27 protein-coding genes and 11 tRNA genes are annotated in these 24,408 nt (G+C 33.4%); 19 read left to right on the top strand and 19 right to left on the bottom strand.

All coding sequences use genetic code 11. From position 1 onward, the window contains the following. Positions 1 to 115 precede the first annotated feature (115 nt). Positions 116 to 214, top strand: coding sequence for a DUF1858 domain-containing protein (locus bsdE14_RS22405; RefSeq protein ID WP_435382461.1), 99 nt, complete (start codon positions 116 to 118; stop codon positions 212 to 214). Positions 215 to 380: 166 nt separating this feature from the next. Here bsdE14_RS22405 and bsdE14_RS09120 read toward each other — a convergent pair whose 3' ends face one another. Then, the gene (locus tag bsdE14_RS09120) at positions 381 to 1,340 is read right to left on the bottom strand and encodes a polysaccharide deacetylase family protein (RefSeq protein WP_264849615.1); all 960 of its coding nucleotides are present in this window, start codon (positions 1,338 to 1,340) and stop codon (positions 381 to 383) included. 169 nt (positions 1,341 to 1,509) lie between these two features. Here bsdE14_RS09120 and bsdE14_RS09115 point away from each other — a divergent pair, with 169 nt between their 5' ends. Then, the gene (locus tag bsdE14_RS09115; protein ID WP_264849614.1) at positions 1,510 to 2,082 is read left to right on the top strand and encodes a phosphatase PAP2 family protein; all 573 of its coding nucleotides are present in this window, start codon (positions 1,510 to 1,512) and stop codon (positions 2,080 to 2,082) included. Then, entirely contained in the window at positions 2,063 to 2,824 is a 762-nt protein-coding gene (locus bsdE14_RS09110; RefSeq protein WP_264849613.1) for an acyl-[acyl-carrier-protein] thioesterase, read from the top strand. Before bsdE14_RS09115 ends, bsdE14_RS09110 begins: the two co-directional genes overlap by 20 nt. Positions 2,825 to 2,909: 85 nt before the next feature. On the opposite strand, the gene bsdE14_RS09105 is transcribed toward bsdE14_RS09110, so the two are convergent. Both bsdE14_RS09105 and bsdE14_RS09100 read right to left on the bottom strand, forming a co-directional pair. Then, on the bottom strand, positions 2,910 to 3,047 hold the full coding sequence (locus bsdE14_RS09105) for a hypothetical protein (RefSeq protein WP_264849612.1): 138 nt from the start codon (positions 3,045 to 3,047) through the stop codon (positions 2,910 to 2,912). Positions 3,048 to 3,140: 93 nt separating this feature from the next. After that, a complete protein-coding gene (locus tag bsdE14_RS09100; protein WP_264849611.1) occupies positions 3,141 to 4,370 on the bottom strand; it encodes a BaiN/RdsA family NAD(P)/FAD-dependent oxidoreductase in 1,230 nt (409 codons plus the stop codon). Between the two features lie 221 nt (positions 4,371 to 4,591). On the opposite strand from bsdE14_RS09100, the gene bsdE14_RS09095 reads away from it, so the two are divergent. The 13 genes from bsdE14_RS09095 to bsdE14_RS09035 all read left to right on the top strand — a co-directional run bounded on the left by bsdE14_RS09095 (position 4,592) and on the right by bsdE14_RS09035 (position 6,871). Beyond that, positions 4,592 to 5,188, top strand: coding sequence for a hypothetical protein (locus tag bsdE14_RS09095; RefSeq protein WP_264849610.1), 597 nt, complete (start codon positions 4,592 to 4,594; stop codon positions 5,186 to 5,188). A 74-nt stretch (positions 5,189 to 5,262) separates the two neighbouring features. Continuing rightward, positions 5,263 to 5,646: a CoA-binding protein gene (locus tag bsdE14_RS09090; protein ID WP_264849609.1), complete on the top strand. Its 384-nt coding sequence runs from the start codon at positions 5,263 to 5,265 to the stop codon at positions 5,644 to 5,646. A gap of 296 nt (positions 5,647 to 5,942) precedes the next feature. After that, a tRNA-Glu gene (locus bsdE14_RS09085) sits at positions 5,943 to 6,017 on the top strand. Positions 6,018 to 6,028: 11 nt separating this feature from the next. Then, positions 6,029 to 6,104 (top strand) — tRNA-Val (locus bsdE14_RS09080). A gap of 6 nt (positions 6,105 to 6,110) precedes the next feature. Next, positions 6,111 to 6,187 (top strand) — tRNA-Asp (locus bsdE14_RS09075). Positions 6,188 to 6,192: 5 nt separating this feature from the next. Beyond that, positions 6,193 to 6,267 (top strand) — tRNA-Thr (locus bsdE14_RS09070). Positions 6,268 to 6,284: 17 nt separating this feature from the next. Beyond that, positions 6,285 to 6,359, top strand: a tRNA-Glu gene (locus bsdE14_RS09065). Between the two features lie 11 nt (positions 6,360 to 6,370). After that, positions 6,371 to 6,446: transfer RNA gene (locus bsdE14_RS09060), tRNA-Val, on the top strand. 6 nt (positions 6,447 to 6,452) lie between these two features. Further along, positions 6,453 to 6,529 (top strand) — tRNA-Asp (locus bsdE14_RS09055). A gap of 5 nt (positions 6,530 to 6,534) precedes the next feature. Beyond that, positions 6,535 to 6,609 (top strand) — tRNA-Thr (locus bsdE14_RS09050). Positions 6,610 to 6,626: 17 nt separating this feature from the next. After that, positions 6,627 to 6,701: transfer RNA gene (locus bsdE14_RS09045), tRNA-Glu, on the top strand. Between the two features lie 11 nt (positions 6,702 to 6,712). Then, positions 6,713 to 6,788 (top strand) — tRNA-Val (locus tag bsdE14_RS09040). A 6-nt stretch (positions 6,789 to 6,794) separates the two neighbouring features. Beyond that, positions 6,795 to 6,871, top strand: a tRNA-Asp gene (locus bsdE14_RS09035). Between the two features lie 134 nt (positions 6,872 to 7,005). On the opposite strand, the gene bsdE14_RS09030 is transcribed toward bsdE14_RS09035, so the two are convergent. Further along, positions 7,006 to 7,986, bottom strand: coding sequence for an ATP-binding protein (locus bsdE14_RS09030; protein WP_264852250.1), 981 nt, complete (start codon positions 7,984 to 7,986; stop codon positions 7,006 to 7,008). Beyond that, positions 7,979 to 8,962, bottom strand: a complete 984-nt coding sequence (locus tag bsdE14_RS09025; protein ID WP_264849608.1) for a DnaD domain protein — start codon at positions 8,960 to 8,962, stop codon at positions 7,979 to 7,981. Before bsdE14_RS09025 ends, bsdE14_RS09030 begins: the two co-directional genes overlap by 8 nt. Before the next feature lie 223 nt (positions 8,963 to 9,185). On the opposite strand from bsdE14_RS09025, the gene bsdE14_RS09020 reads away from it, so the two are divergent. Continuing rightward, positions 9,186 to 10,382, top strand: coding sequence for a M23 family metallopeptidase (locus bsdE14_RS09020; RefSeq protein ID WP_264849607.1), 1,197 nt, complete (start codon positions 9,186 to 9,188; stop codon positions 10,380 to 10,382). Between the two features lie 43 nt (positions 10,383 to 10,425). Here bsdE14_RS09020 and bsdE14_RS09015 read toward each other — a convergent pair whose 3' ends face one another. Then, positions 10,426 to 10,941 (bottom strand): ferritin, encoded by a 516-nt coding sequence (locus bsdE14_RS09015; RefSeq protein ID WP_264849606.1) that lies wholly within the window; start codon positions 10,939 to 10,941, stop codon positions 10,426 to 10,428. A gap of 191 nt (positions 10,942 to 11,132) precedes the next feature. Then, positions 11,133 to 12,326, bottom strand: coding sequence for a S8 family serine peptidase (locus bsdE14_RS09010; RefSeq protein ID WP_264849605.1), 1,194 nt, complete (start codon positions 12,324 to 12,326; stop codon positions 11,133 to 11,135). 64 nt (positions 12,327 to 12,390) lie between these two features. On the opposite strand from bsdE14_RS09010, the gene bsdE14_RS09005 reads away from it, so the two are divergent. Together bsdE14_RS09005 and bsdE14_RS09000 are read left to right on the top strand one after the other, a co-directional pair. After that, the gene (locus bsdE14_RS09005; protein ID WP_264849604.1) at positions 12,391 to 12,681 is read left to right on the top strand and encodes an FmdB family zinc ribbon protein; all 291 of its coding nucleotides are present in this window, start codon (positions 12,391 to 12,393) and stop codon (positions 12,679 to 12,681) included. Positions 12,682 to 12,834: 153 nt separating this feature from the next. Then, positions 12,835 to 13,917: a permease gene (locus bsdE14_RS09000; protein WP_264849603.1), complete on the top strand. Its 1,083-nt coding sequence runs from the start codon at positions 12,835 to 12,837 to the stop codon at positions 13,915 to 13,917. Between the two features lie 156 nt (positions 13,918 to 14,073). Here the strand turns inward: bsdE14_RS09000 and bsdE14_RS08995 are convergent, their stop codons facing one another. The 12 genes from bsdE14_RS08995 to murI form a co-directional block, all read right to left on the bottom strand. Continuing rightward, entirely contained in the window at positions 14,074 to 14,970 is an 897-nt protein-coding gene (locus bsdE14_RS08995) for a selenium metabolism-associated LysR family transcriptional regulator (RefSeq protein ID WP_264849602.1), read from the bottom strand. A gap of 152 nt (positions 14,971 to 15,122) precedes the next feature. Then, complete coding sequence (locus bsdE14_RS08990; protein WP_264849601.1) at positions 15,123 to 15,554, bottom strand: DMT family transporter; 432 nt, start codon at positions 15,552 to 15,554, stop codon at positions 15,123 to 15,125. 99 nt (positions 15,555 to 15,653) lie between these two features. Further along, the gene (locus bsdE14_RS08985) at positions 15,654 to 16,109 is read right to left on the bottom strand and encodes a dUTP diphosphatase (RefSeq protein WP_264849600.1); all 456 of its coding nucleotides are present in this window, start codon (positions 16,107 to 16,109) and stop codon (positions 15,654 to 15,656) included. Between the two features lie 361 nt (positions 16,110 to 16,470). Next, the gene (locus tag bsdE14_RS08980; protein WP_264849599.1) at positions 16,471 to 16,848 is read right to left on the bottom strand and encodes a DUF3783 domain-containing protein; all 378 of its coding nucleotides are present in this window, start codon (positions 16,846 to 16,848) and stop codon (positions 16,471 to 16,473) included. Between the two features lie 27 nt (positions 16,849 to 16,875). Then, positions 16,876 to 17,394 (bottom strand): peptidylprolyl isomerase, encoded by a 519-nt coding sequence (locus bsdE14_RS08975; protein WP_264849598.1) that lies wholly within the window; start codon positions 17,392 to 17,394, stop codon positions 16,876 to 16,878. A 161-nt stretch (positions 17,395 to 17,555) separates the two neighbouring features. Next, positions 17,556 to 18,050, bottom strand: a complete 495-nt coding sequence (locus bsdE14_RS08970) for a hypothetical protein (RefSeq protein WP_264849597.1) — start codon at positions 18,048 to 18,050, stop codon at positions 17,556 to 17,558. 34 nt (positions 18,051 to 18,084) lie between these two features. Then, positions 18,085 to 18,894, bottom strand: coding sequence for a shikimate dehydrogenase (aroE, locus tag bsdE14_RS08965; RefSeq protein WP_264849596.1), 810 nt, complete (start codon positions 18,892 to 18,894; stop codon positions 18,085 to 18,087). 113 nt (positions 18,895 to 19,007) lie between these two features. Then, positions 19,008 to 19,295, bottom strand: a complete 288-nt coding sequence (locus bsdE14_RS08960; RefSeq protein ID WP_264849595.1) for a chorismate mutase — start codon at positions 19,293 to 19,295, stop codon at positions 19,008 to 19,010. Further along, positions 19,292 to 20,377: a chorismate synthase gene (gene aroC, locus bsdE14_RS08955; RefSeq protein WP_264849594.1), complete on the bottom strand. Its 1,086-nt coding sequence runs from the start codon at positions 20,375 to 20,377 to the stop codon at positions 19,292 to 19,294. The genes bsdE14_RS08960 and aroC overlap by 4 nt, the downstream gene beginning before the upstream one ends. Beyond that, entirely contained in the window at positions 20,358 to 21,632 is a 1,275-nt protein-coding gene (aroA, locus tag bsdE14_RS08950; RefSeq protein WP_264849593.1) for a 3-phosphoshikimate 1-carboxyvinyltransferase, read from the bottom strand. The genes aroC and aroA overlap by 20 nt, the downstream gene beginning before the upstream one ends. Before the next feature lie 17 nt (positions 21,633 to 21,649). Then, on the bottom strand, positions 21,650 to 22,720 hold the full coding sequence (aroB, locus tag bsdE14_RS08945) for a 3-dehydroquinate synthase (RefSeq protein WP_264849592.1): 1,071 nt from the start codon (positions 22,718 to 22,720) through the stop codon (positions 21,650 to 21,652). Positions 22,721 to 23,260: 540 nt separating this feature from the next. After that, a complete protein-coding gene (gene murI, locus bsdE14_RS08940; protein ID WP_264849591.1) occupies positions 23,261 to 24,031 on the bottom strand; it encodes a glutamate racemase in 771 nt (256 codons plus the stop codon). Positions 24,032 to 24,408: the final 377 nt, after the last annotated feature.

Here is a 24,408-nt window from a genome sequence, read left to right as displayed (position 1 = left end):
TATAATGATAACAAATCCTACTAAAATGGTATGATTTATCGGAAGGTATTTTTATTTTGACTTAACATATAATAATACCTATTAGGATTTAAATTTTACATAAGGAGGGGATAGTGTGAATATCACTAAGGAAATGACAATTGGTGAAGTGGTTAGAAGCCATCCTCAAGCTCCAGACGTGCTTCAGCAGTTTGGACTAGGATGCGTATTTTGACCAGGAGCGCAGTCAGAAACTCTTGAAGAGGGCGCTATGGTCCACGGGTTGGATCTTGAAAATTTATTAGAAGAATTAAATAATCTATTTAATTAATAAAAAAGCGCTTTAATAAAGCGCTTTTTTATATAAATAATAATATATTTAGGTAGTAACTGTTAAAGGGTTATTTATAAGCATTAACTCCAAGCAATTCGCTTAAAGTCACAATGCTATATCCTTTATCTTTTAGTCCATTTATTATATCAGGCAGAGCCTCTAAGGTAGTTTTTTTATCCTCATTGCTGTGCATGAGTATTATTTCACCTGGACGCACATTATCCAGTACATTTTTTGTAATATTAGCTTTTTCTTTTTGAGACCAGTCTAAGGTGTCTATAGACCATATTACTATTTTTAAGTTATTTCTAGCTGCTACCTTTAATATTAAGTCATTTGTATTACCATAAGGTGGCCTCATTAGTGCAGGCTTTTTACCAATAATATTATATATAGCTGTTTCTGTATCTTTCATTTGTTTATCAATAACAGACTCGCTTTTAGTTGAAAGATCAGGATGATTAAAAGAGTGGCTAAGTACCAGGTTGCCATCTGCATATGCCCTTTTTACTACATCTTTATTTTCCATAACTTTTTCACCTATGAAAAAGAAACTAGCTTTTGTGTTGTTCTGCTTTAATACATCTAGAATTTTAGGTGTAATATTAGCATCTGGTCCATCATCAAAGGTTAATGCCACTACCTTTCTATTTGCACTTCCGTTTACAAACATTGCTCCAGTGTTTTTCTTAGCGAATTCTACAATATCATTTCGCCATTTATCCATGGCCAGCTTTTCCTTTTGGGTAAGCTTGTTTGACGTACCAAGTATATCATAGATTGCTATGGCAGAAGCGTTATTGTCAGGTGTATTATTGTCCTGTGGTGTCTGTGCTTTGCTGGGGTTAGATGCAGCCTCAGAATTTTCATTATTTGCTGGAGGGGATATTTCCACAGGATTATTCTTCTTGGTATTGGTATCTTCAGCAGCATGTTTATCTACAAGAAAGCCTGATATACTAAAGCTAGCAAAAAAAACAACTAGTAAGAAACATAAAAATATGAATAGTGAAGTTCTTTTTTTCATAATATAAGCACAACCTTTCGGGATGAAAGCTAATTTGAAACTTTAATAATTTATAGAGCTAAATATAAGTAATATATATGTAATTATAGCCTTTTAATAATTAATTGTTAAGTACTAATTTATTATGTATAATTAAGGTAATTAAGCTTAGATAGAGAGGTCTGATGATATGAATTCGTTATATGCTATTGATAGAGGTATTTTAAATTTCTTTTCTATAACAATGAAAAATACCTTTTTTGATTTTATTATGCCGGTATTTACTACTTCTGATAATCATGGTGAAATATGGTTTGTAATAGCGTTAATACTTATTTTCAATAGAAAAAAAGGAGTCAAAAGGGTAGGAGTTACTATGCTTATGGCTTTAATAATAGGATATGCGCTGGGAGAGTTTGGCCTTAAAAATATTGTACAGAGGCAAAGACCAACAATAGGAATTGAAAATTACAAATTCTTGGTGAGTGTACCTACATCTTATTCATTTCCTTCTGGGCACACCACATCTTCTTTTGCTTCTGCAGGAGTTATTTGGCTTAGTAAAGCTAAATATAGAGTATGGGCGTTGATACTGGCTATAGTAATTGCTTTTTCTAGAATGTATCTTCATGTACACTATCCATCAGATGTACTTGGTGGAATTATTTTAGGACTAACTTGTGCATATATTTCAATGGGTATTGTTAAATATATTATTAATAGAAGAGAGAGGGAAGAGAAAAATGGCGGGGAATGCATATGAAAAAGAATATCAAATACACTACTATGAAATAGATTATAGGAGAAAGGCTCTTATAACCAGTATAGTGGACTATTTAGGGGATGCTGCTACTAGTCAAGCTGAGGAGCTTGGTATAGGCATGGATTACTTAATGGAAAACAGGTTTGGCTGGGTGCTGTATAAGTGGAATATAGATATGTACAGCTATCCACATTACAACGAGAAGATTATTATAAGGACATGGGCACATTCCTTTAGAAAGTTCTATGCTTATAGAAGGTATGAGTTTATAAACTCTAAGGGAGAAATTATAGGAAAGGCTGATTCTATTTGGTTTTTAATAAATATGGATAGAAGAAGACCTGTAAGAATCAATGAGCACCTTTGCAGCACTTTTGGAGTTGTAGAGGAAGATTGTCCTATAGATATAGAAAATATCACTGCACCTTCTAAAGTTGATAGTGAAAAGTTGTTTGATGTAAGATATAGTGATATTGATACAAATGGACATGTAAACAATACTAAATATATTGCATGGGCTATAGAGACTGTTCCAAAGGATATTGTATTAAATTATACTCTTAACAATCTCAAAGTCACTTATGAGAAGGAGACAACCTATGGTGAGGCTGCTAGAATATTTACTGAGGTTATAGTTGAGGGGGATAAGTATATTTGCCATCATAAGATTATAGATAATGAAGATAAGGAACTTACACTATTAAAGACCACTTGGGTAAAAAATGATATATTTAAAAAATAAAGCATATTAGGAGGGGTAAAATACCCCTCTATTTTAATGTGATTAAGTTATACTGTTTTGAAATACCTAACTTATGATATTACTATCAGCAGCGCCTGTCGTTCCTGTTAAAAAACAGTAAAGCTACTGCAGCAGCTATAGCTATTCCTGAAAAGTTATTATTGTTGCAGCAGTTATTCCTTTCACAGCAGCAATTTCTTCTTCTATGATGATGTTTGCCCATATATGTCCCCTCCTTTATAAGTTTGTCGACATCTTTTGTATCTCATTACAGTATATGAGACAAGCTTATATCGGGAACGGATTTTGAAATTATTTAAGTACAAGCATTAGTGGAAGCAGCAAAAGCTGAAGCCCAAGCCCATTGAAGATTAAATCCTCCACAGTCTCCGTCTACATCCAAAATTTCACCTGCAAAATATAGATTAGGAATGAGTTTAGATTCCAGGGTTAAAGAATCTACATCTTTAGTATCTATTCCACCAGCAGTAACCTGAGCATTACTGAAGGAGTTTGTATCAGTTACTTTGAACTCCCAGGCCTGCAGTAATCTATATAATGTAAGTTTTTCCTTCCACAGAAGGTTATAACAAGGCTTGTGGATGTCAGTTATTCCGGCTTCCTTCAATATAATAGGAATCATTTTTTTATTAATTATACCTATTAAGCTGTCGTAAACACTTCTGTGTCCAAATAGAGCAAAATGTGCTTCAAAAAAGGCTTCAAGGTCACTACTGTTCATATTATAGATCATATTTACCCTAATAGTAACTTGCTGCTTTTTTGAAATAGCGTAGGAAGCAGTACGGCTTAACTGAAGAATAGGTGGGCCTGAAATGCCGTAATCTGTAAACAGTATCTCACCAAATTCTTTACGCTTAACCTCTCCGTTTACTAATACTTCTGCAATACCATTAAATTTCACTCCTGCTAAGGCTTTAAGACTTTTATAATCCAGCTTAAGCTGAACTAAGGCAGGAATGGGATTTATTATATTATGACCAAGCTTTTTAGCAATGGAAAAGCCAGTGCCATCTGAACCTGTATTTGCAGCAGATTTACCCCCACAGCATAATAGAAGCTTATTACAGAGGTATTCCGTATCATTGCTGCTGAATATTTTAAAGCCCTTTTTTGAGGGTATAATTTCTTTAACTTTAGAATTAAGGTACACCGGTATATTTCTCTCTTCTAGGGCAAACCTCATAATGTCTAGTACTGAGGAGGCCTGAAGGGACATAGGATACATCTTTCCTTCCTCAAGAGTAACTAGGGGCAGCCCCAGGGAGGAAAAAAAGTTAACAGTAGCTTCAGCTGAGAAATTATTTAAAGCAGCTGCAAAGAATTCAGGGTTACTGCTGTGATATCTATCAGGTTCTATAAATTTATTAGTAATATTACAGCGGCCATTTCCAGTAGTTAAAATCTTTTTTCCAACTCTGTCACTGCCTTCAATTATTGCTACATCTGCTCCGTGATCTTTAGCGCAGATAGCAGACATAATTCCTGCAGCACCGCCTCCAACAATTATTAAATCATGCTTCAATGCAATCTCTCCTTCTAAACAAATAGAATACACCTAGTATTTTACCCTAAATTTAGGTATTTGAATATAAACATAAAAGTTTTATTTTGCATTATAGAATGAAAACTTTTTCCCTTAAGATTTATTATACTAGCTAGAAATACAGGTTAATATTACATTTGTAATGATATTTTTGCGATAGTATAATCAAAGTATCTTAAAGAAAGAAGGGATTATTTATTATGAGAATAGAAGTAATAAATAAAGAACTACAGACCTTCGGAAAAAATCTTAAGGCCAAGGGTATCAATTACGATATGGTAGTAGCATTAGATAACAATGAAAAAGTAGGAATTAATATGGATGATGTGGAGCTAATTCCTGAAAATAAGTATGAGAAGATGATTGTAAGTCATATAGATATGTTAAAAATAAAATTGGAAAAGGAAATGTCACCAGCTCTTTATATGGCTCTTCTTAATTGTATTGAGGAGAAAATTGGTGGGAAACTTGAAAATATAGAATTATTAAATGATAGCTACAGTATAAGCAAGAGGGGAATATGGGAGAAGAAATTAATATTAGTTGTAAATGATAGTATACCACTGGATATAAATATAATAGGTCAAAAGTATGCTGAGGAATTTAGCATAACCTTTAAGGACATAACCCTAGAGCAGTTTATTGATGGATGTAAGGAGAATATAGCTCATTTAGAAAATGAAATTGCTGAAAGGGAAAAATCTATAGAGAGATATAGGAAAAACCTTCAAAAGCTTTTAACAGTAGGAATAGATGGAAGTCAGACGAAAATTAGAAGGCTAGCCGCAAACGGCTAGCTTTTTTTGTTCGAATTAAGCTATAAATTTAGTATATAATATTAATATAATAATATATCAAGAGGTGATAAGTAATGGAGGCACAAGAACTATTAAATTATAAAAATTGGGTGGTTGTAGGAGACGTAGTAAACCCTGAAAAGTATGCCCATAGAATATTAAACAGCTTAAAGGGTGCAGGATTTAATATTGAAGGGGTATCCCCATCAGATAAAACAGGAACGGCAAAAAAGAGCCTTAGTGAGATTTCTTATAAAATTGAAGTGCTGGATTTATGTATTAATCCTGTGAAGGGTCTTCAAATAGTTCAAGAAGCTAAGGAACTGGGAATAGATAAGGTTCTAATTCAACCAGGTGCAGAAAGCGAAGATATCTTGGAATACTGTGAAAAAAATAATATAACAGCTATTGAAGGATGCGCTTTAGTTGAGTTATCATACTATAAAAGAAAACTATAAAGCTAAACATCCATTTAGATAATGTAAAAATTGAAATCTCTTTAATAAAATGAATTAATATATTAGAGAGATTTTTTGTTTTGTATTTAGTTTGGATTTCTGGTAATAATTAAATAATGTATACTTTAAATGAACTATATAGAAAATTAGAGGAAAACAGAGATAAATGGTGTAAATTAGGTAGGAAGAAAGTAACAAGAAAAAAAACTTAAAAAAATAAAAAAATATGTTGACGGCATTGAAATTTTTATGTATTATAATACGTGTCGGGTTTGACGACATAAACAAAAATATATGGCTCCTTGGTCAAGCGGTTAAGACACCACCCTTTCACGGTGGTAACAGGGGTTCGATTCCCCTAGGAGTCACCATTGCATAATGTGGGCGCATAGCTCAGCTGGGAGAGCATCTGCCTTACAAGCAGAGGGTCACAGGTTCGATCCCTGTTGTGCCCACCACATTATGGCTCAGTAGCTCAGTTGGTTAGAGTGCCGGCCTGTCACGCCGGAGGTCGAGGGTTCGAGCCCCTTCTGAGTCGCCATATATGCTGGCATGGCTCAACGGTAGAGCAGCTGACTTGTAATCAGCAGGTTGTAGGTTCGATTCCTATTGCCAGCTCCACTTAAAAAATATAATATGGCTCCTTGGTCAAGCGGTTAAGACACCACCCTTTCACGGTGGTAACAGGGGTTCGATTCCCCTAGGAGTCACCAATACATAATGTGGGCGCATAGCTCAGCTGGGAGAGCATCTGCCTTACAAGCAGAGGGTCACAGGTTCGATCCCTGTTGTGCCCACCACATTATGGCTCAGTAGCTCAGTTGGTTAGAGTGCCGGCCTGTCACGCCGGAGGTCGAGGGTTCGAGCCCCTTCTGAGTCGCCATATATGCTGGCATGGCTCAACGGTAGAGCAGCTGACTTGTAATCAGCAGGTTGTAGGTTCGATTCCTATTGCCAGCTCCACTTAAAAAATATAATATGGCTCCTTGGTCAAGCGGTTAAGACACCACCCTTTCACGGTGGTAACAGGGGTTCGATTCCCCTAGGAGTCACCAATACATAATGTGGGCGCATAGCTCAGCTGGGAGAGCATCTGCCTTACAAGCAGAGGGTCACAGGTTCGATCCCTGTTGTGCCCACCACATTATGGCTCAGTAGCTCAGTTGGTTAGAGTGCTGGCCTGTCACGCCAGAGGTCGAGGGTTCGAGCCCCTTCTGAGTCGCCAAAGAAAAAACATTCTAAAGGTTATCTTTAGAATGTTTTTTCTTTGCATTAAATCTAGTCTAATTAAGGAACCATCCTATAATAGAGCTGAATCTTGCATAAGATGCAAAAGCAGTTCTTATAGGATGGTTTTAATTATCTTGCTTTGCTTAAATTTTTCTTTATTCTTATATCGTCGCCGTAGAACTTGCAAAGTGAGAAGTTTCCAAGTAATCTGGAGTATATTCTTTCAGAATATCTTCTCATTAGTTGTTCTAGAGTATAATTAGTTGAAATAATCATCTTTTTTTCCTTAAGTAATTTTTTATTTAAAAAATTAAAAAACTCAGTTTTAGAAAATTCATTTATTTGCTCTGTTCCTAGATCGTCTATTATAAGTAGGTCGCAATTTATAAGTAATTCCTCTAAACTATCATCATTTTCAAATTTAATTTTTTTAAGATTACTCACTAACTCTTCTACTGTTCTATAAACAACAAGATAGCCTTTATCTAAGAGTTCCTTTGCTATACAGTTTGATAAAAAGGTCTTTCCTGTACCAGAGCTACCAAAGAATAAGAAATTTTCTTTAGTAAAATTAAATTCTTTTATGTAATTCATACATTTAGATGAAATCTTCTCTATATTTTTTCTAGGGCTTTCATGTTCATCGCCTTCACGTCTAGAAGAGTAATATTCAAAGTTAAAATTGTCAAAGTTATTAGTTTTTATAAGCTCATTAAGGTCAGAATCCCTATAATGAATTTGTACAAGCTTCTGCTTGTAGCAGGAACAACGTTCTCTGGTTATGAAACCCGTGTCTTTGCACTTTGGACATCTATAATGTAAATCTAGATAGTCTACAGTATATCCATGAGATACTAAAAGTTCTGATTTTTGAACTCTTAGGTCCGTAATCTGCCTCCTTAGGGTTTCTAGATGTTTTTCCCTATTTTCAATATCCTTAAATGCGCTTATGGAAAGCTCAATGCAGAGCTTTCCGATAGCTCTTTCCAAGTTTAAAACCTCTGGAAGTGAAATTTCTATCTTATTTCTTCTTTCCTTCAAAGCCTTTTCTTCTTCTTCTCTTATGCTTTCGTATATTTTAAGAATTTCGCTTTGATACCCGTTAATCATCATCTTTCTCCCATCCTAACAACCTTTTTTCTAGACTATCAAAGTCATAGGTTCTTTGATCAAAGTCATTAAAACTATCATTACTTGCCTTGTAGCTGTTAGCCTTTTTAAAGTTGCTTTTCTTTAAATCTTTTTTTGCTACGTCTTCTAAGGTTTTTATTCCATCTTTAAACCAACTGTTTAATATGCCGTCGATATATTTAAAGTCAGCCTTGTTAATTCTTTCAAAACAAATATCACAAGCTTTATATATAATTTCAAGAGGAAATTTGTATATGTTAATCCACTTATCAAGCATGTCCTCCTGTGGTTTCATAACCTCAGCATCCTTTATGCCTAGATAGGTTAGAATTTTTCTGATTTTAATCCACTTATCCTCATGCTTTTTTATAAAGCTTTGGGCATCTTCTATGGTTCGTATTTTTGAATCATACCAAGCCATGGCAATCTTTTCTATGTACCTAGAATCTGTTTTACCTTTAGAAACACAGTACTGAATTAAAATTAGTATAAGCTCTGGTGGAAAACTGAAGTCTTTTTGCCAGCCCAAATACATGGTCATTTCCCGAGGAGAAAGCGGTCTTCCAATAAGCTTTTCTATGTCCTGCAGCATATCCTTATTGGTGCCTTTATTTAATTCAGTTAGTAAGTTAATGTTATCTGAACTATCCTCATTGCATGCTTCTAAATCTAAAAATTCTATATTGTAATTTCCCATGTTATCAACAGGGATCATTCTTATTACTCCTTCGTCATTCCAATAATTCCAAGCATTAATTATATCAGTTTCTAAAAGGTGAAGAGTGCCTGCTAGAATAGAGGAATTAACCCCAAGTTCTCCTCCAAGGCAGTATTTTAGTCCTAGGAGGTATACTTTAACATATTCACCTCTTGCTTTAGGCATATATTTATCTATAAAAATATTACTTACTGGAGTGTAATCGAAGGTTTTAGTTTTAAAAATGAAAGTGCTCATCAAACCTCGCCCTTTCTATAAAAAATTAATACTATATGTAGTATTATACAAACTGATTATAACAAAATGTTGGGTTTTACTCAATGATTAAGAATTGTCAATTATAGTTTAAATATGGACATGTTATATAAAATTATTCATATTATTGAAAAAAATACATGAAAAAATTATATTTTTTGGATTAAGTGGTTATATTAGAAAGGTGAGAGAGGAGGAGGCAAATTTGGAAAGTGCTCAAAAGCATAGAAGATTTCTTAGTTTATTAACAATTGCCGCCACCATAATAGTATGCATCTTATTTTATTATGAAATGAAGCCCAATGCCTATGAGGTATCTATAGGAGATAATACTGTAGCCTTTGTAAAGAACAATGCCGATGTTGAGTATGTAAGTAAAACCCTTGAGCAGATAATAACACGTTTTGGTATGAAAGCTCCATACAATGAGATATTAATTAGTAAGGTAAAAGTTGATGATGATTTACTAGTTAAAGATATAAACAATTTAGGAAGTTCCATTTTAAATGGAAGTGATATAGAAGTTAATGCAGTTGTGATGAATATAGATGGAAAGGATGCTGCGCTACTGGCTAATGAAAAAGAGGGCAATCAGGTTTTGAATTTAATGAGCTCCTTTTATGCTGCTAAAAGTAACGTAAAAATAAAACAAAGTGGTACTCCTAACAAGATCAGCTATTCAGAAAAAAAGGTTTTATTGTCTCAAGTTGAGGAACCTAAGCAAGCAGCTGAGAAATTGGAAAAGGTAAATGAAAAGAGAAAAAATCCGCTTATAAGCTTTAAGATAAAGGGTGAAACAGAAGTTAAAGAAGCTATACCACCATCAACTACTATAGCGTGGAGTGATGAGCTTTTTTTGGGTGACAGTAAGGTAAAGAGCAATGGAAAAGAAGGAGAGAAGCTAGTACATAAGGAAGTAACTTTAGAAAATAGCAAGATAGTGGATTCTAAGGTTATGAGTGAGCAGGTATTAGCTAAACCAACTAATGTAGTAGTTGAAAAGGGCACAAAGAATCCAATTACCGGGGATATAGCCTTCTTATCTGTTCCTTCAAGAGGCACTTATACCTCGAGTTTTGGAATGAGATGGGGCAGGATGCATAATGGAATAGATATAGGAGCGCCTATTGGAACACCAATATATGCAGCCCTAGACGGAGTAGTAAGCTTTTCAGGCGTTGAGGATGGCTATGGTAATATGATTAAAATTGATCATGGAAATGGTATAGAAACTTTTTATGGACATTGTAGTGTTCTAAATGTTTCAAAAGGAAGAGAAGTTAAACGTGGAGACAAAATAGCCGAGGTTGGTAATACAGGAAGAAGTACTGGACCTCATGTTCATTTTGAATTAAGAGTAAATGGTGTGGCTAAGAACCCAACCCAATATTTAAAACAATAAAAAACAGCATAAAATAAAACCCCTTGCTAGGGGTTTTTACATTTTATACATTTGTAGCGGCTGGTGGAGTAAATACTCTTGCTGCAAGCTCTGTATCTAAAATATATAAAGCAGCGCTATCATCACCTATTCTTTCTAACTTCTTAATTAAGGTAGTGAAAAGAGCTTCTTCTTCAACCTGCTCGTCTATAAACCATTTTAAAAAGCTAGTAGTAGCATGATTTCTTTCATCCATGGCAATATCAGCTATTCCATATATGTTCCTTGTATTAGATTTTTCATGTTCTAAAGCTGATTTGAACACATCTAGCAAGGATGAATAATTATTTTGAGGCTCAGGGATTCCAGTTAACATTACTCTTTCTGAAGTTCCAATAATATAGTCATAGAATTTCATAGCATGAAATCTCTCTTCTTCTGCCTGAATCCTAAAGAAGTGTGCAAAACCCTCTAAGTCTTGGTCCGCGCAGTATGCAGACATTGCTAGGTATACTAATTCTGAATAAAATTCATAGTTAATTTGGCTATTAATAACCTTCACTAGTTTTTCACTTAACATTTAATTTCCTCCTTATGTTTTTTGTAAATACAATTTTATTTTTAGTGTTTAGTTTTAATTATTGTTATTTTGATTCAAATAATAGATAAATATTAATTTATCTATTATTAATATATTACAACAATTTTCCATGCATTTATATAGGTAATAACGATAATTCTAAAAAAATTAATATTTGAGGATAATTAATATTAAGGTAAAAGCTTATTTAAATCCACCATTCCAGCACCTTGAGACCATTTGAAAATATCAAGCAATTTGCAGGATACTTTAAGTAAGGATAACATATCCTTAAAGCTTAACTCTGGATTGTTTTCATATAGTAGAGAACATACACCGCTTATGTAGGCTGCTGCGCAAGAGGTACCGCTATAGTTAGTATAAGGGCTATCTAAAGCCTGACTATATACCTTCATTCCATTTCTTTCAGAAATGAAATCTTTATTTGTGTTTAAGGAGCAAATATCTACACATGCAGATGCTATATCTGGCTTTTCAAGCTTTGAATAAGGACCCGCTGAGGCATATATATAGGGCTTTATCATTCCACGAGTATCAAGACCTCCAACGGTGATACAGTTATTTAAAGTAGCAATGCCCCTTATGGAGCTCTCCGTACTGCCATTATTTCCGCTAGGTACAACTACAACCATATTGTTTTTTAATGCTTCATCAAATAGCTTTGAAAAGAGTGAAAGAATGAATTTATCCTGTTCAAGAAGTTCAAAGGGCAGGCAGATAATCTTAAGATTATAGTCAGCTCTATCACTTATTAGCTTTTCTATAGCTGAGAGTATTGTGGATACATAGCCTCTCCCAAGGCTATTAAAGGCTTTTATTACATACAAGGAACTATTTTCTGCTATACCCTTGTACATTCCTTTTGAGCTATATCCACTACCAGCTATAATTCCGCTCATAAATGTGCCGTGTCCATTATCATCATAGGGGTACTTATAGTTATTTATGAGGTCAACAAAACATTTTATTTTATTATTTGGGTGTAATAAATCAGGATGAGGATAAACACCTGAGTCCACAAGGCCTATTCCTATGCCTTTTCCGGTAAGTTTGTATCTTTCTTGAAAGGAAACACCATTAGCGCTGAGAATACTGCTGCCTGATAGTATAGCCATTTTATCAAAGGCAATAAATTCTACCTCGGGATGTTCTAAAAGCCTTTCAATACTATTATAAGATAAGTTTGCACAAATACAGTTTATAGATGGAATAGAATGAATAATATCGCCTTTATATCCTCTAATTTTACTTTCTACATGCTCTCTTATATTTTTACATTTTATTATCACTCTATAGCTTTTATAGCTCTTACCATCCATGGAGGCTTTTAAATTAATATCTAATTTGCTTTTAAAAGAAAACATGGAGTCCTCCTAAAAAATGATTCCATTATATATTATGATTGGAGTATAATAATGATACAGGTAATTGAAAATTTTGGATATTACGGCTGCTAATAAAAGTTTTTGTAAGCAGGCATTAGAAGTTTTTAAGAGTATAGACTATGGGGGGGTAAATGTTTATATGGCATTAATCGATTTTAAATGTGAAAATTGCGGGGAAGACTTTTTTGAAATTGTAAATAATGACGAAGAGAAGGTAATATGTCCTAAATGCAAGAGTACAAGCATAGTTAGAGTTTATAAAGGAAAGTTTTATGGAAAAGGTGGAAGCTGCGGCGGAGGAAACTGTTCTGGATGCAATGGATGTGGGCACTAATAGATAGAACCTATAGAATAATATTTTGTTCTATAGGTTCTATCTATAGATGAAGATTTAAGTATTTGAAATATCGATTGGACTATTAAATAATAGTGTTTAGAATTAAATATGCAAATACTTTAATATTTATTATATAAAGGAGGAAAATAAATGTCTCTAAACACTATAAAATCTACTAAAAACAATAGTAATAAGCGTTTGGTGAAATACGGACTAATAGCAGTATTTTTATTAGTTATGATTATAGGACTCTATAATGTGAAATGGAATCCATATTATCATAAGACCATAGAAAAAGCAATTCCAAAGCATAATATAGGTACTTCTATAATTGTTGATAAGGCTGGGAAAGCCCCTGCTTTTTCAATAGAGGCAGCAAAAAAGTATTTTATAGACTATTTTAATGCTGTATGGAAAGCTGTAGTTTTAGGACTACTTTTAGGTTCATTAGTGCAAGTAGCTATTCCTAGGGCTTGGATAAAGAGGGCTTTTGGTGGACAAGGGTTAGGAAGTACAGCAGCTGCTGGGGCAGCGGCGCTTCCAGGAATGATGTGCTCTTGTTGTGCAGCTCCAGTTGCAGTTGGGCTTAGAAAACGCTCTGCATCTGTAAATTCAGCAGTAGCATTTTTTCTTGGGAATCCAGTACTGAACCCAGCAACCATAATATTTATGGGATTTGTTCTTGGATGGAATTATGCAATATTTAGAGTTGTAATCGGATTAGTAATGGTATTTGGAATAGCAACTTTTGCTGGAAAGATATCAGAAAATGAAGATGTTGATTTAGACGTAATTCCTGATTATGAAGATGAAGAAGATCTAGAGGTAGGAAATATATTTATTAGGTGGATAAAAGCACTATGGCAGCTAATTATTGATACAATTCCCGCTTATGTGGTGGTTGTTACTATACTTGGAGCTATAAGAGTATGGCTTTTCCCAATGGCAGGAGCTGCGTGGGTGAACAGCATCATAGGAATTATTATTCTTGCTATAACAGGTACATTATTTGTAATTCCTACTGCAGCTGAAATTCCACTAATTCAAACATTATTAAGCTTTGGACTAACTTCAGGACCAGCTGGGGCACTGCTTATGACTTTACCAGCAGTGAGCCTTCCGTCAATACTTATAATAAGAAGAGGCTTTTCTAGAAAGGTTTTAGTTTCTGTAGTAGCTGGAGTAGCAGCTATAGGAATAATAAGTGGTATATTAGCAAATTTTATTCTTTAAAATTATACTAATTAGGTGGAGTATAAAAAGGTAAAAAGTAAGAACTAAGAGGTAAGAGTTAATTAAATTTTGCCATAGGCAAAATAAATTGAAGTTTAAGTTTTTCAGCTCCGCTGAAAAGCTTAAACTTCTTACTTTTTACTTCTTACCTATTTTCTATTCTTCAAATCTAAATCTTTCTTTGCATAGATTAAAAAAGGCATTGGCAGTGGGCGTTAGTGTTCTTCTAGAGCTTGTTATTAGATAAATACCTCTTTTCAAATTCAGCTTATTTATAGTGCTCATCTTAAGTGTTCCACATTTTATATGGTCAGCACAAACCTGCTTTGACATTACTGAAACACCAATACCTGCCTTTACAAATTGAATCAGAGTATCAAGATTATTTACTTCACAACAGATGTTTAATCTATTTAGATCAAAATCTAAATCTAAAAGAGCGTTTTCAAAGCTCTTTCTTGTAGCTGAATTCCTTTCACGAAGTATAAACTTATAATCTAGCAGTTTTTTAATATCTATCCTATCAGGAAGATTTAAATTTGGGTTAGATACAAGAACTAACTCGTCCTCAAAAAGCTTATAGGAATTGATTTTATCATCCCTAGTAGCTCTTCCTATAATGCCCAATTCACAGTTGAATTTTAATATGTTTTCGATTATGTCTCCAGAGGAAAGCTCTAATATGTTAAAGGAAACCTCAGGATATTGCTCCATAAATGCTTCAACCAAACCAGGCACAATGGAATTACAAGGAGTGGTGCTGGAGGCAAGAATCAGCTTACCAGATACATTTCCACTGAAACTGGAAATATGAGATATGGCACTATTTCTTGTATTTATAAGGTCTATTGCATATTCAAGAAAGGCTTCTCCAGCAGAGGTTAGTACAACCTCCTTAGAGCTCCTATCAAATAATTGTATGTTTAATTCCTTTTCTAGACTTGAAATATGAGAGCTTATAGTAGGCTGAGATAAAAATATAGTATTTGCAGCTTTTGAAAAACTCTTATATTTAGCTACATTGATGAAGGCTTCAATTTGTTTAAAATCCATAGTAGGCTCTCCTTTTATATGTATATAAATAAGTAAAAGTAGTACGAATCAAATACATATATATTATATCAATTTATGTAATATAACCAAAGTAAATTTTAACAAAATAGAAAAACGCCCTTAAGGCGTTTAAGGACGTTTATATTATGAAGTTAGCATTTCCATTTAAAAATAATAATGCCTGCAATCATTACAAGTACTCCAATTATTTTCGTCATTCCGAACTTTACTTGCTCTGAATCAAAAAGTCCAAAAGCATCTATAAGAGCTGCAGCTGTAAGCTGAGCAACAAGAATGGTGGCAATAGAGCATGTTGGCCCTAGAGCCTTTATTCCTTTCATAACTGTAAAAATAATAATAACTCCTAGAGTACCACCTAGGAGGTAAAGCTTATTTGCTTCTTTAATGCTCCTAAAGTTTCCATCTCCAAGAAAAAAATATACAATAATACATAAAAGCAGGCCAGAGCCCTGGACAATAACATTAGTTTCCCAAGTGCCGATTTTTTCGCCAAGGCGAGTATTAAAAACTCCTTGCAGGCTCATAGCAATACCGGCAATGATTGAAAATATTATACCTGACATTAAATCACTCTCCTAAAACAACCATATATATTTTGCTATATCAAGGATAGTTGTTTTAGTATTTGCAATAAAATGATTTATTATTGCGGTAAAAAAAGGTTATAGATAAATATCTCTATAGCCCTCTTCTATTTCCTTTTCTGTTAATCCAAGAGAGGGACTTAAGCTTAAAAAATCCTCTAAAAGGGATATGTAATTATCCTTTGAGGAACAAACCATAAAATCATTTATATCAATATATAAATTAGCAAATTGTTCGATCAAGTCATATTCAACACTTTTTAAGTTTACCTTATTTTGAGTAAAGCCTTTATCTAGTCCAACGGCTAAAAGGAATTGAGTACATTCCATATATTTATTTAGTATAGCCTGTCTATCAAGAGACTTTTTGGTTAGCCAGTATTTGAAGCATTGGGTTTCGGTAGCAAGTTCTCCAACCTTTACTTGGAAGGATAATAATTTTTTAGTGAGCAGAGATTTTCCTTCTAGATGATTTTTGCTCTCTATTTTATTATCTAACTCCTGTTGAAATTGAAGTATTTTTTCTAAGTTCATAGAATAAGGCCGCCTTTCTATATGTCTAATAAAGTGTTATTAGCAAGTGTTAATGGCTATCATTACTCTGCATTTAATTATATTTAAGAAAAGTTCATGATGCTGGGACTAAATGCTAATGGGCCTTCAACACGAAAAACAAAGTTATAAATTATTATGCTCAAAACCATACTTTATATTTTAGCGAATTTTATCAAATATTTAAAGTTTCTGAAAACGATTAAAACAAAAAAACTTAAAATATTTTAAGAATTTTTTAGTTTTTATAAAAATATATGCAAATGAAATTTATTAAGATGGAGAAAATTCATAGAAATAGTAAAAAAAGAAAGGGAAATTTCATCCCTTTCTTTTAAAAGTTTCATTTATTTCTTAAGTGCCATTCCCTTTCTTCTATGAGATGCTCTAATAAATACTTGAATTCCCAGTCTATAGAAGTTGGGGTAATTACTGCTAGGATAGGTTTCATGTCCTGATTTTTCTTAATAGACTTTATAGCTTTATCTAATTCTTCATCGGAAAGGTTATTGAATAAAATAATTTTTTCTTCAGGCAATACTTCAGTATATATTTCAAATTTAAGTCCAGCAATGATGTCCTTAAGCTTCATTCTTGCCATATCTCTTTCAATTTCCTTGCAAGCGGGAAGACTATTTTCGCTTATTACTTGCTGTAAGAATGTCTTATCTTCAGCGCTGAGTCCATAAAAAAGAATAAGCTTGTTGTTATTCAAGACCATTCAACTCTCTTCCTTGGATTTATATTATTAAGCCTTTGTTGGCTCTGGATACGTAACTCCAAAAGTATCAACTGTTACTTCTTCCATGACTTGATCTTCATATGGTCTGTCTCTAAAGTCTCTTTTTGTATTAACGATATTTTTTGCTACATCAAGACCTTCAGTTAGCTTTCCAAAGGAAGCATACTGACCATCAAGATGTGGAGCGTCGGCTACCATTACAAAAAATTGACTGCCTGCAGAGTTTGGCTGCATAGTTCTAGCCATAGATAATACACCTGGAGTATGCTTTAAGTTATTTTTAAATCCGTTTGAGGAAAACTCTCCTTTTATAGAATATCCAGGTCCACCTGCACCAGTTCCCTCTGGATCTCCTCCTTGAATCATAAAGCCAGGGATGACTCTATGGAATATAACTCCATTATAATAGCCCTTTTGAATAAGGCTTATAAAATTATTTACTGTATTTGGTGCTATTTCTGGATACAGCTCAGCTTTCATTACTCCGCCATCTTTCATTTTAATAGTTACTACTGGATTTGCCATGATATCTCTCCTTTGTTTATATATAATATATTTCTAGTTATTACCATATCAAAGTCAATTATACAATAAATTTTGAAAAATATGAAGTGTTTATTACAAGAAGAGATAACTTGTACTTTTGTAATTGACAGGGTTAAAACTATATTAAGGTATAATAGCGGTTAAAAAGCTTCTGTATTATAGCTAATGCACAATTCTAAGTTTTTCACAGGACTTTCTAGATTTATTATGATCCCGCCCCCGGGCAGGATTATAGCGTAATTAGATGAAAATATCTCAAATAATTCATCACTCTGCTTTTCCATATTAAAAATTTCTGTGGCATTTTTTATTTCCTTTATTTCTTGCTGCAGATATAGTTTAAGTCCTGATTTTTCAGCATTTTTATTGTGATGTGTGCTTTCCAGTCTGTCAGTCATAAGTAATGTTATATGGTTTTTTTCTTCAGAAGTTAATTGAAGGTGGTTTAAAGTAAATATGCAGCTGCTATTTTCAGGGTTGCTTAGTATTATGCAGCTAGTTTCTTTGGGTTCTTTAATGGTAAACGTGTGTATGTTATCTAGGTTGCTTCTATATCTAAAGATTGAAGTAATTTCTTCAGTGTGCTTTTCAAAAATAAATACCTTCAATTTAATCACCTTATTTCCATCGTTCATTTGTAATTAGCTTATTCTAAGGTGACTTAATATGTTACTTCAATTGATTGTAGATTTTATCAATAATCTTTTCAGAAATTTTTATGCCATTCCATATCTCCTCAGCACAAACGGCTTGACCTACAAGCATATAAAGCCCATTCATATAAGTTAAATTACTTTCTCTTGCAAACTTAAGAAATACAGTTTCGCATGGATTATAAATTAAATCCACAGCTACAGAAAAGTTATTAACAATATCCCTAGAAATTGGAGAGTTATCCACATTTGGATACATTCCACAGGGAGTACTGTTGATAATTATATCCTCTTCTTTTAACTGCATCAGCTCGCTGTAGCACATTAATTTAAAATCTTTAAAGCTAGCATTGGCTTTCAAGGCATCTTTATCTCTACTTACGATAGTTATTTCTCCTATTCCTTTATCAACTAGATATTGAAGTACACTTTTAGCAGCACCACCACTGCCAAGAATTACAGCCTTTTTATTAGATATTTTAACCTGATTTTTATTGAGCAGCATCCCAAAACCGTAATAGTCAGTGTTGTATCCTTTTGTTTTGTTATCTTCAAAGCAGATGGTATTTATAGAACCTATTTTTTCTGCCTCAGGAGAAAGCTCATCTACATACTCCATAGCAGGTATTTTATAAGGTATAGTAACATTGGCACCTTTAGCACCAAGAGCTTTTAGACCATAAACTGCATCCTTTAAATTATCCCTTTGTACTTCGAAAAGGTGATAATAGCCATCAATATTCATTTCTTTAAAAATAAGTGAGTGGATTTCTGGAGATATACTATGTTTCAGACTCTCACCTAAAAGTCCATATAACTGCTTCAAACTTACACCGCCTTTAATATTTTTATACAAGGTAAGAAGTAATAGTGAAAAGGTAAGAGTTAAGGATAAAACTCTTCGAGTTTTTACAATAACTATTACTTCTTACCTCTTACTTATCTACAATTATCCTTTGGGCTTAAAAAATCCTTTTGATATTCTTTGCTTATATCCATAAGTGATTTCATAAAACTTTCAAGGTAAGTGTCTAATTCCTTATAGGTTAAATGCTTTTTGCAATTATTAATTACTTCATCTTCTCTGCTTTGATTTAATACTTGCAGATTATTTTCTTTTTTATATTTAGCAATGTTTAAGGAAAGCCCCATACGTGCTTCAAATAGTTCTACTAGTTTAATATCTAAGGCATCTATTTCTTTTCTTAATTCTGATATATCGTTCATTGTATTTGTCCTTTCATAATATCAAAGATAGCCATGGCTGCTGCAGCTTCTACCACAGGGAGAGCTCTTTGAACAATACAAGGGTCATGGCGCCCTGTAACCTGAATCTCTACATTATCGTTAGCTTCTATATCTACGGTATTTTGTGGTTTTCCAATGGAGGAGGTAGGTTTAAAGGCTGCTCTGAAGATTACGGGCATACCATTTGTAATACCACCTAAAATTCCACCGCTATTATTGGTGTAGGTTTTAACTATACCTTTGTCAATATATAGCTGGTCATTTGCCTCAGAACCTCTCATTTTTGATATTTCAAAGCCTGCCCCAAACTCAACTCCTTTAATTCCAGGAATAGAAAATAAGAGATGAGCAAGCTGGCTTTCTATAGAATCAAAAAAAGGAGAGCCTAATTTTGGAGGCAGGTTTATTATAGCAGCTTCTACTACTCCGCCTATAGAATCTCTATCTTCTTTTGCATTTAATATTAATTCCTTCATAGCAGCAGCTTTTTCAGCAGCTATAACAGGAAAGTTACTTTTATGAAGCTCATTAAGCTGCTCGGAACACAAATTTACAGCATCAAAAAGGGTATCCTTTATAGTTCCTATTTGGCATATATGACTTCCGATGATAATGCCTTTTTCATTTAGAAACTGTTTTGCAATAGCTCCGGCAAAAACTAGTGGAGCAGTTAATCGCCCTGAAAAGTGGCCTCCTCCTCTATAGTCATTAAATCCGGAATACTTTAAATATCCTGTATAATCAGCATGACCTGGGCGCATTACAGTTTTTAATTTATCGTAGTCTTTTGAAAGCTTGTTTGAGTTCCATATAAGTGCACATAATGGAGTTCCTGTGGTGTAACCATTAAAATAGCCACTTATTATTTCAAATTCATCTTTTTCTGCTCTTGGAGTTGAAAGTTCATCTTTACCAGGTGCTCTTCTAGCCATTTCTGATTTAATGAATTCCAGATCAAGTGGTATGCCGGAAGGCAGACCGCTCATATTGATACCAATAGCTTTTCCGTGTGATTCTCCAAATATTGAATATTGAATGTTTTTACCCCATACTCCACTCATAAACATTTCCTCCTAGTGTAATAAAATCCTTGTAAAATTCGGGATAGGACTTTTTTATCACATCAAAATTTTCTAGAATTAAAGGTTCTGTACATTTTATTGATGCAATGGCTAATGCCATGGCTATGCGGTGATCATTCCAGCTGTTAACTATTCCGCCCTTTAAATTGTGTTTTCCGTGAATTATAAGTCCGTCTGATGTTTCTGCTATGTCTGCTCCAAGCTTTGATAATTCCATGGTCATCGCCTTTAGTCTATCAGATTCCTTAATGCGCAGACGCTGTGCATTTATAATTCTTGTAGTTCCAGAGCTTACTGCAGCTAATACAGAAAGAATGGGAACTAGGTCTGGACAATTAGAAGCATCTATGGTTATTCCTCTAGTCTTTGAATTTATTGCTGTAATTTTATTTTTCTTTATAGCTATATTTCCTCCCATATTTTTAATTATATCTAGTATAACTTTATCACCTTGAAGGGAGTCTATATTTATATCCTCACATTGAACTTCTCCTCCCAAAACTCCGCCCACAAGCCAAAAGGCTGCTTGAGAAAAGTCCCCTTCCACTCTATAATCACACGCTTTATAGCTTTGATTTCCTTTTATATAAAATTCACTATAGTTACGGTTTTCAATGTTTATAGAATATTTTTTTAGTAAGCTTAGTGTTAGATCAATGTAACCCTTTGATTCTAAAGCTGTTGTTATGGTTATTTTTGAATCTCCCTCTAATAATGGGAGAGCGAACATAAGCCCAGTAATAAATTGAGAGCTTATATTACCAGGAAGCTTATATTCACCAGGTTTCAAGGTTCCCTTTATTGTTAGAGGAAGCCCTGTATTAGAGCTATACTTTATATTTTGCTCATTAAAAATGCTGTAGTAAGGGGTTAAAGGCCTGCTTCCAAGTCTGCCTTTACCAGTAAAGGTTATTTCGTTACTAGTTAAAAGTGCTATAGGAATTAGAAATCTTAAGGTAGAGCCAGATTCCTTGCAATCAATGATGCTTTCTACTGAATTTAAAAACTTTGTGCCATTTATAGTAGCGCTAGCTTTTTCAATAAGTATATCTGCACCTAAAGCTTTCATTCCATTGCAACTAGCTATTATATCATCAGAGAAGCTTACATTATCAATGACACTTCTTCCATTTGCAAGCCCTGCTGCAATAATTGCTCTATGACAGAGGCTTTTAGAAGCAGGAATATTTATTTTGCCTTGTAAAGTGGATGGATAAATTTTCATAAAGTTCAAGCAAACCACCTCAATATCTATAAGCATTGAATATATTTTTTAATATCACTGGCAGCTATATTTTTTATAAAGCCACAGCCTATTTTTTTTATTAAAATAATATTCAGTGCATCATTTATATTCTTTTTGTCTAGTTTAATAGCCTTTAGCATTTGTTCCATATTCATGTCAGGCACAGTGCAGGGTAAATTGTACTTTTTTACTAGCTTTTCTAAAAGCTCTGAAGTGCCTTTTTCAGTAATTCCAAGGCGCTCGCTGTTTTTGGTTATTATACACATTCCTATGGAAACCGACTCTCCATGGGTAAAAGTTTCGTAATTAAACTGTTTTTCTATTCCGTGACCTATTGTGTGGCCAAAGTTCAAAAGCATTCTTTCTCCAAGATCCTTTTCATCCTGCTCTACAATTCGGGCTTTTATATTGCAGCAAGTGTAAATTATCTCATCTATATTTTTGAGTAAGTCTTCTTTAGATTCGTATTGCAAAAGATTGCTAAATAAATTTTCATCTTTAATAGCACCGTATTTTATGACTTCACCTAAGCCATCATTAAATTGTCTTTCGCTGAGAGTTTTTAATAAGGAGGGATCTATAAAAACAGCTTTTGGTTGATAAAAGCTTCCTATTAAATTTTTTCCCTTAGCAGAATTAATTGCTACTTTTCCGCCTACACTACTATCTATTTGTGCTAGCAGCGTTGTAGGAATTTGAATAAAAGAAATACCACGAAGTAAAATAGAAGCAGCAAAGCCGCCTAAATCTCCTACAACTCCACCACCAACAGTGAGAATTAAATCTCCCCTTGTGATTTCAAATCCTAAAATTTCTTCGCTTACATACTTAAGGGTATCAAAGGATTTGCTCTTTTCACCTGGTGCAATGACTACTTTTTTTATTATGAAGTTTTCTTTGCTAAGACTTGTTTCTAGTATATTTCCATATAGTTTATCTACGTTTGAATCGGTGATAATAGCAATTTTTTTACCTTTGTATATTTTTTTTATTTGATCTCCAATATGTTCTAAAAGACCGCTATCTATGTATATGGGATAATTATTAGAGGTAAGATTAACTGTAATTGAATGCACCTCATATACCTCCTTGAGTTATTTATTAATTACATTCTAATTATATACTTCCCTTAATCCTTTTGGCTATGTTCTTTAGTACTTCAGCACAAAATTGCAATAATAAACAAAAAAACTAAAGCCCAGCAGGGGGCTGCTGGGCTTTAGGGATGTTACTAAAATTACTTCAATATAATTGTTAAAGTTTGATATAAATTTAACATGTATGTGCGTAAAAGAATACTGTTTTCCATAGCAATTTATTATATTCTTAAATTGCTTATACAGGAAGAAAGTTTTAAGTAATTGGAAGTTAATAAATTCATTGGGTTACCGCCTTACATTGCTTTTCTTATGACTGCGCTTAAAATGAATAGCATTTTCTGTGGTATAACAACTTCCTAATATATCTTTAACAACTAATATCTTCATTTTAGTATATTTTTTATGTATATTGATGTGTTTGAACATCTTATAGCTATACTATAACAGATTTAAATAAGATTGTCAAGTATTTAACAAACATTTTTGCAAAAGTTGTTGAATAATTAGATTCAACAACTATGTTAAAAGCTTATAGCTTAATTTTAATATATCTTCAGAATTTAAAGAATTTATTATTGTTACAGTACCCTTATGAGCAGCTTCGTTTAGTAATCTAGAAGAAGCGAGTTTACGTTTTAACTGTTTAGCAGTTCCGAGGCTCCCATCAATAATTGTAATGTCTTCTTTTAAAATGCTTACAATCTCACCTTTTACAAAAGGATAATGAGTACAGCCAAGTACCACAGAGCTTATGGGCTCATTTATAAAGGGTGCCAATTTATCCTTTAAGTAGCAATTAACAACCTCGCCAGATAAATTTCCCTCTTCTACAATTTCTGCGAGACCTGCGCAAGGCACGGGCACTATATCAGCCTCGGATTCATAGCTTTTAAGAAGAGTGTTAAACTTTGCTTCAGCTAGGGTCATAGGTGTAGCCATTATTAATATTTTTCCTGGCTTTCTTAGCTCAACGGCAGGTTTAACAGCAGGTTCGATGCCTATAATAGACATAGGGCTGTATTTGGATCTTAAGTCATCTATTGCAGCACTAGTAGCAGTGTTGCAGGCTATAACTATGGCCTTTACACCTTTTGCTATAAGAAAATCCACAGCTTTAAAGGTTAATTCCTTTACCTCATCAACGGGTCTAGTACCATAAGGAGCATTTATAGAATCTCCAAAATATATAAAATCTTCACTGGGAAGAAGTCTAATTGCTTCTTTTAAAACACTTAATCCGCCTATTCCTGAATCAAAAAAACCTATAGCTTTCTTTCTTTCATCCACTTATTCACTGCTCTTGAAGCTTGATACGGTAAATGCTTCAAAGCAGTATTCACCCCCTTTGATAGTACTTATTAATTTTATGTATCCAATATAAAAAAATATGCATACTATATTTTATGTCGTTTATCTCTCATTACATAGCTATTTCATACTCTATTATACTCCATAACATTGCATTTGTGTAATGAAAATATACTTTTACAAATTTCATATTTATTGATTATTCAATATTTTGATAGAAATTATTCGTTGAAAAAATCTTTCGAATGAAATATTGGTTTTGTAAACTTTCAATTTTGTATTGACACCAGCTATTTTGTGTAATAAAATTGAGTCTATAATTTTTAAAAAATGCATGTAAAAATATGAATATATAA

Origin of the sequence: Clostridium omnivorum, assembly GCF_026012015.1 — a bacterium.
GTDB lineage: Bacteria > Bacillota > Clostridia > Clostridiales > Clostridiaceae > Clostridium_AX > Clostridium_AX omnivorum.
The sequence above is the reverse complement of the archived record's forward strand: the minus strand, read 5'-3'. Positions and strand labels throughout refer to the sequence as shown.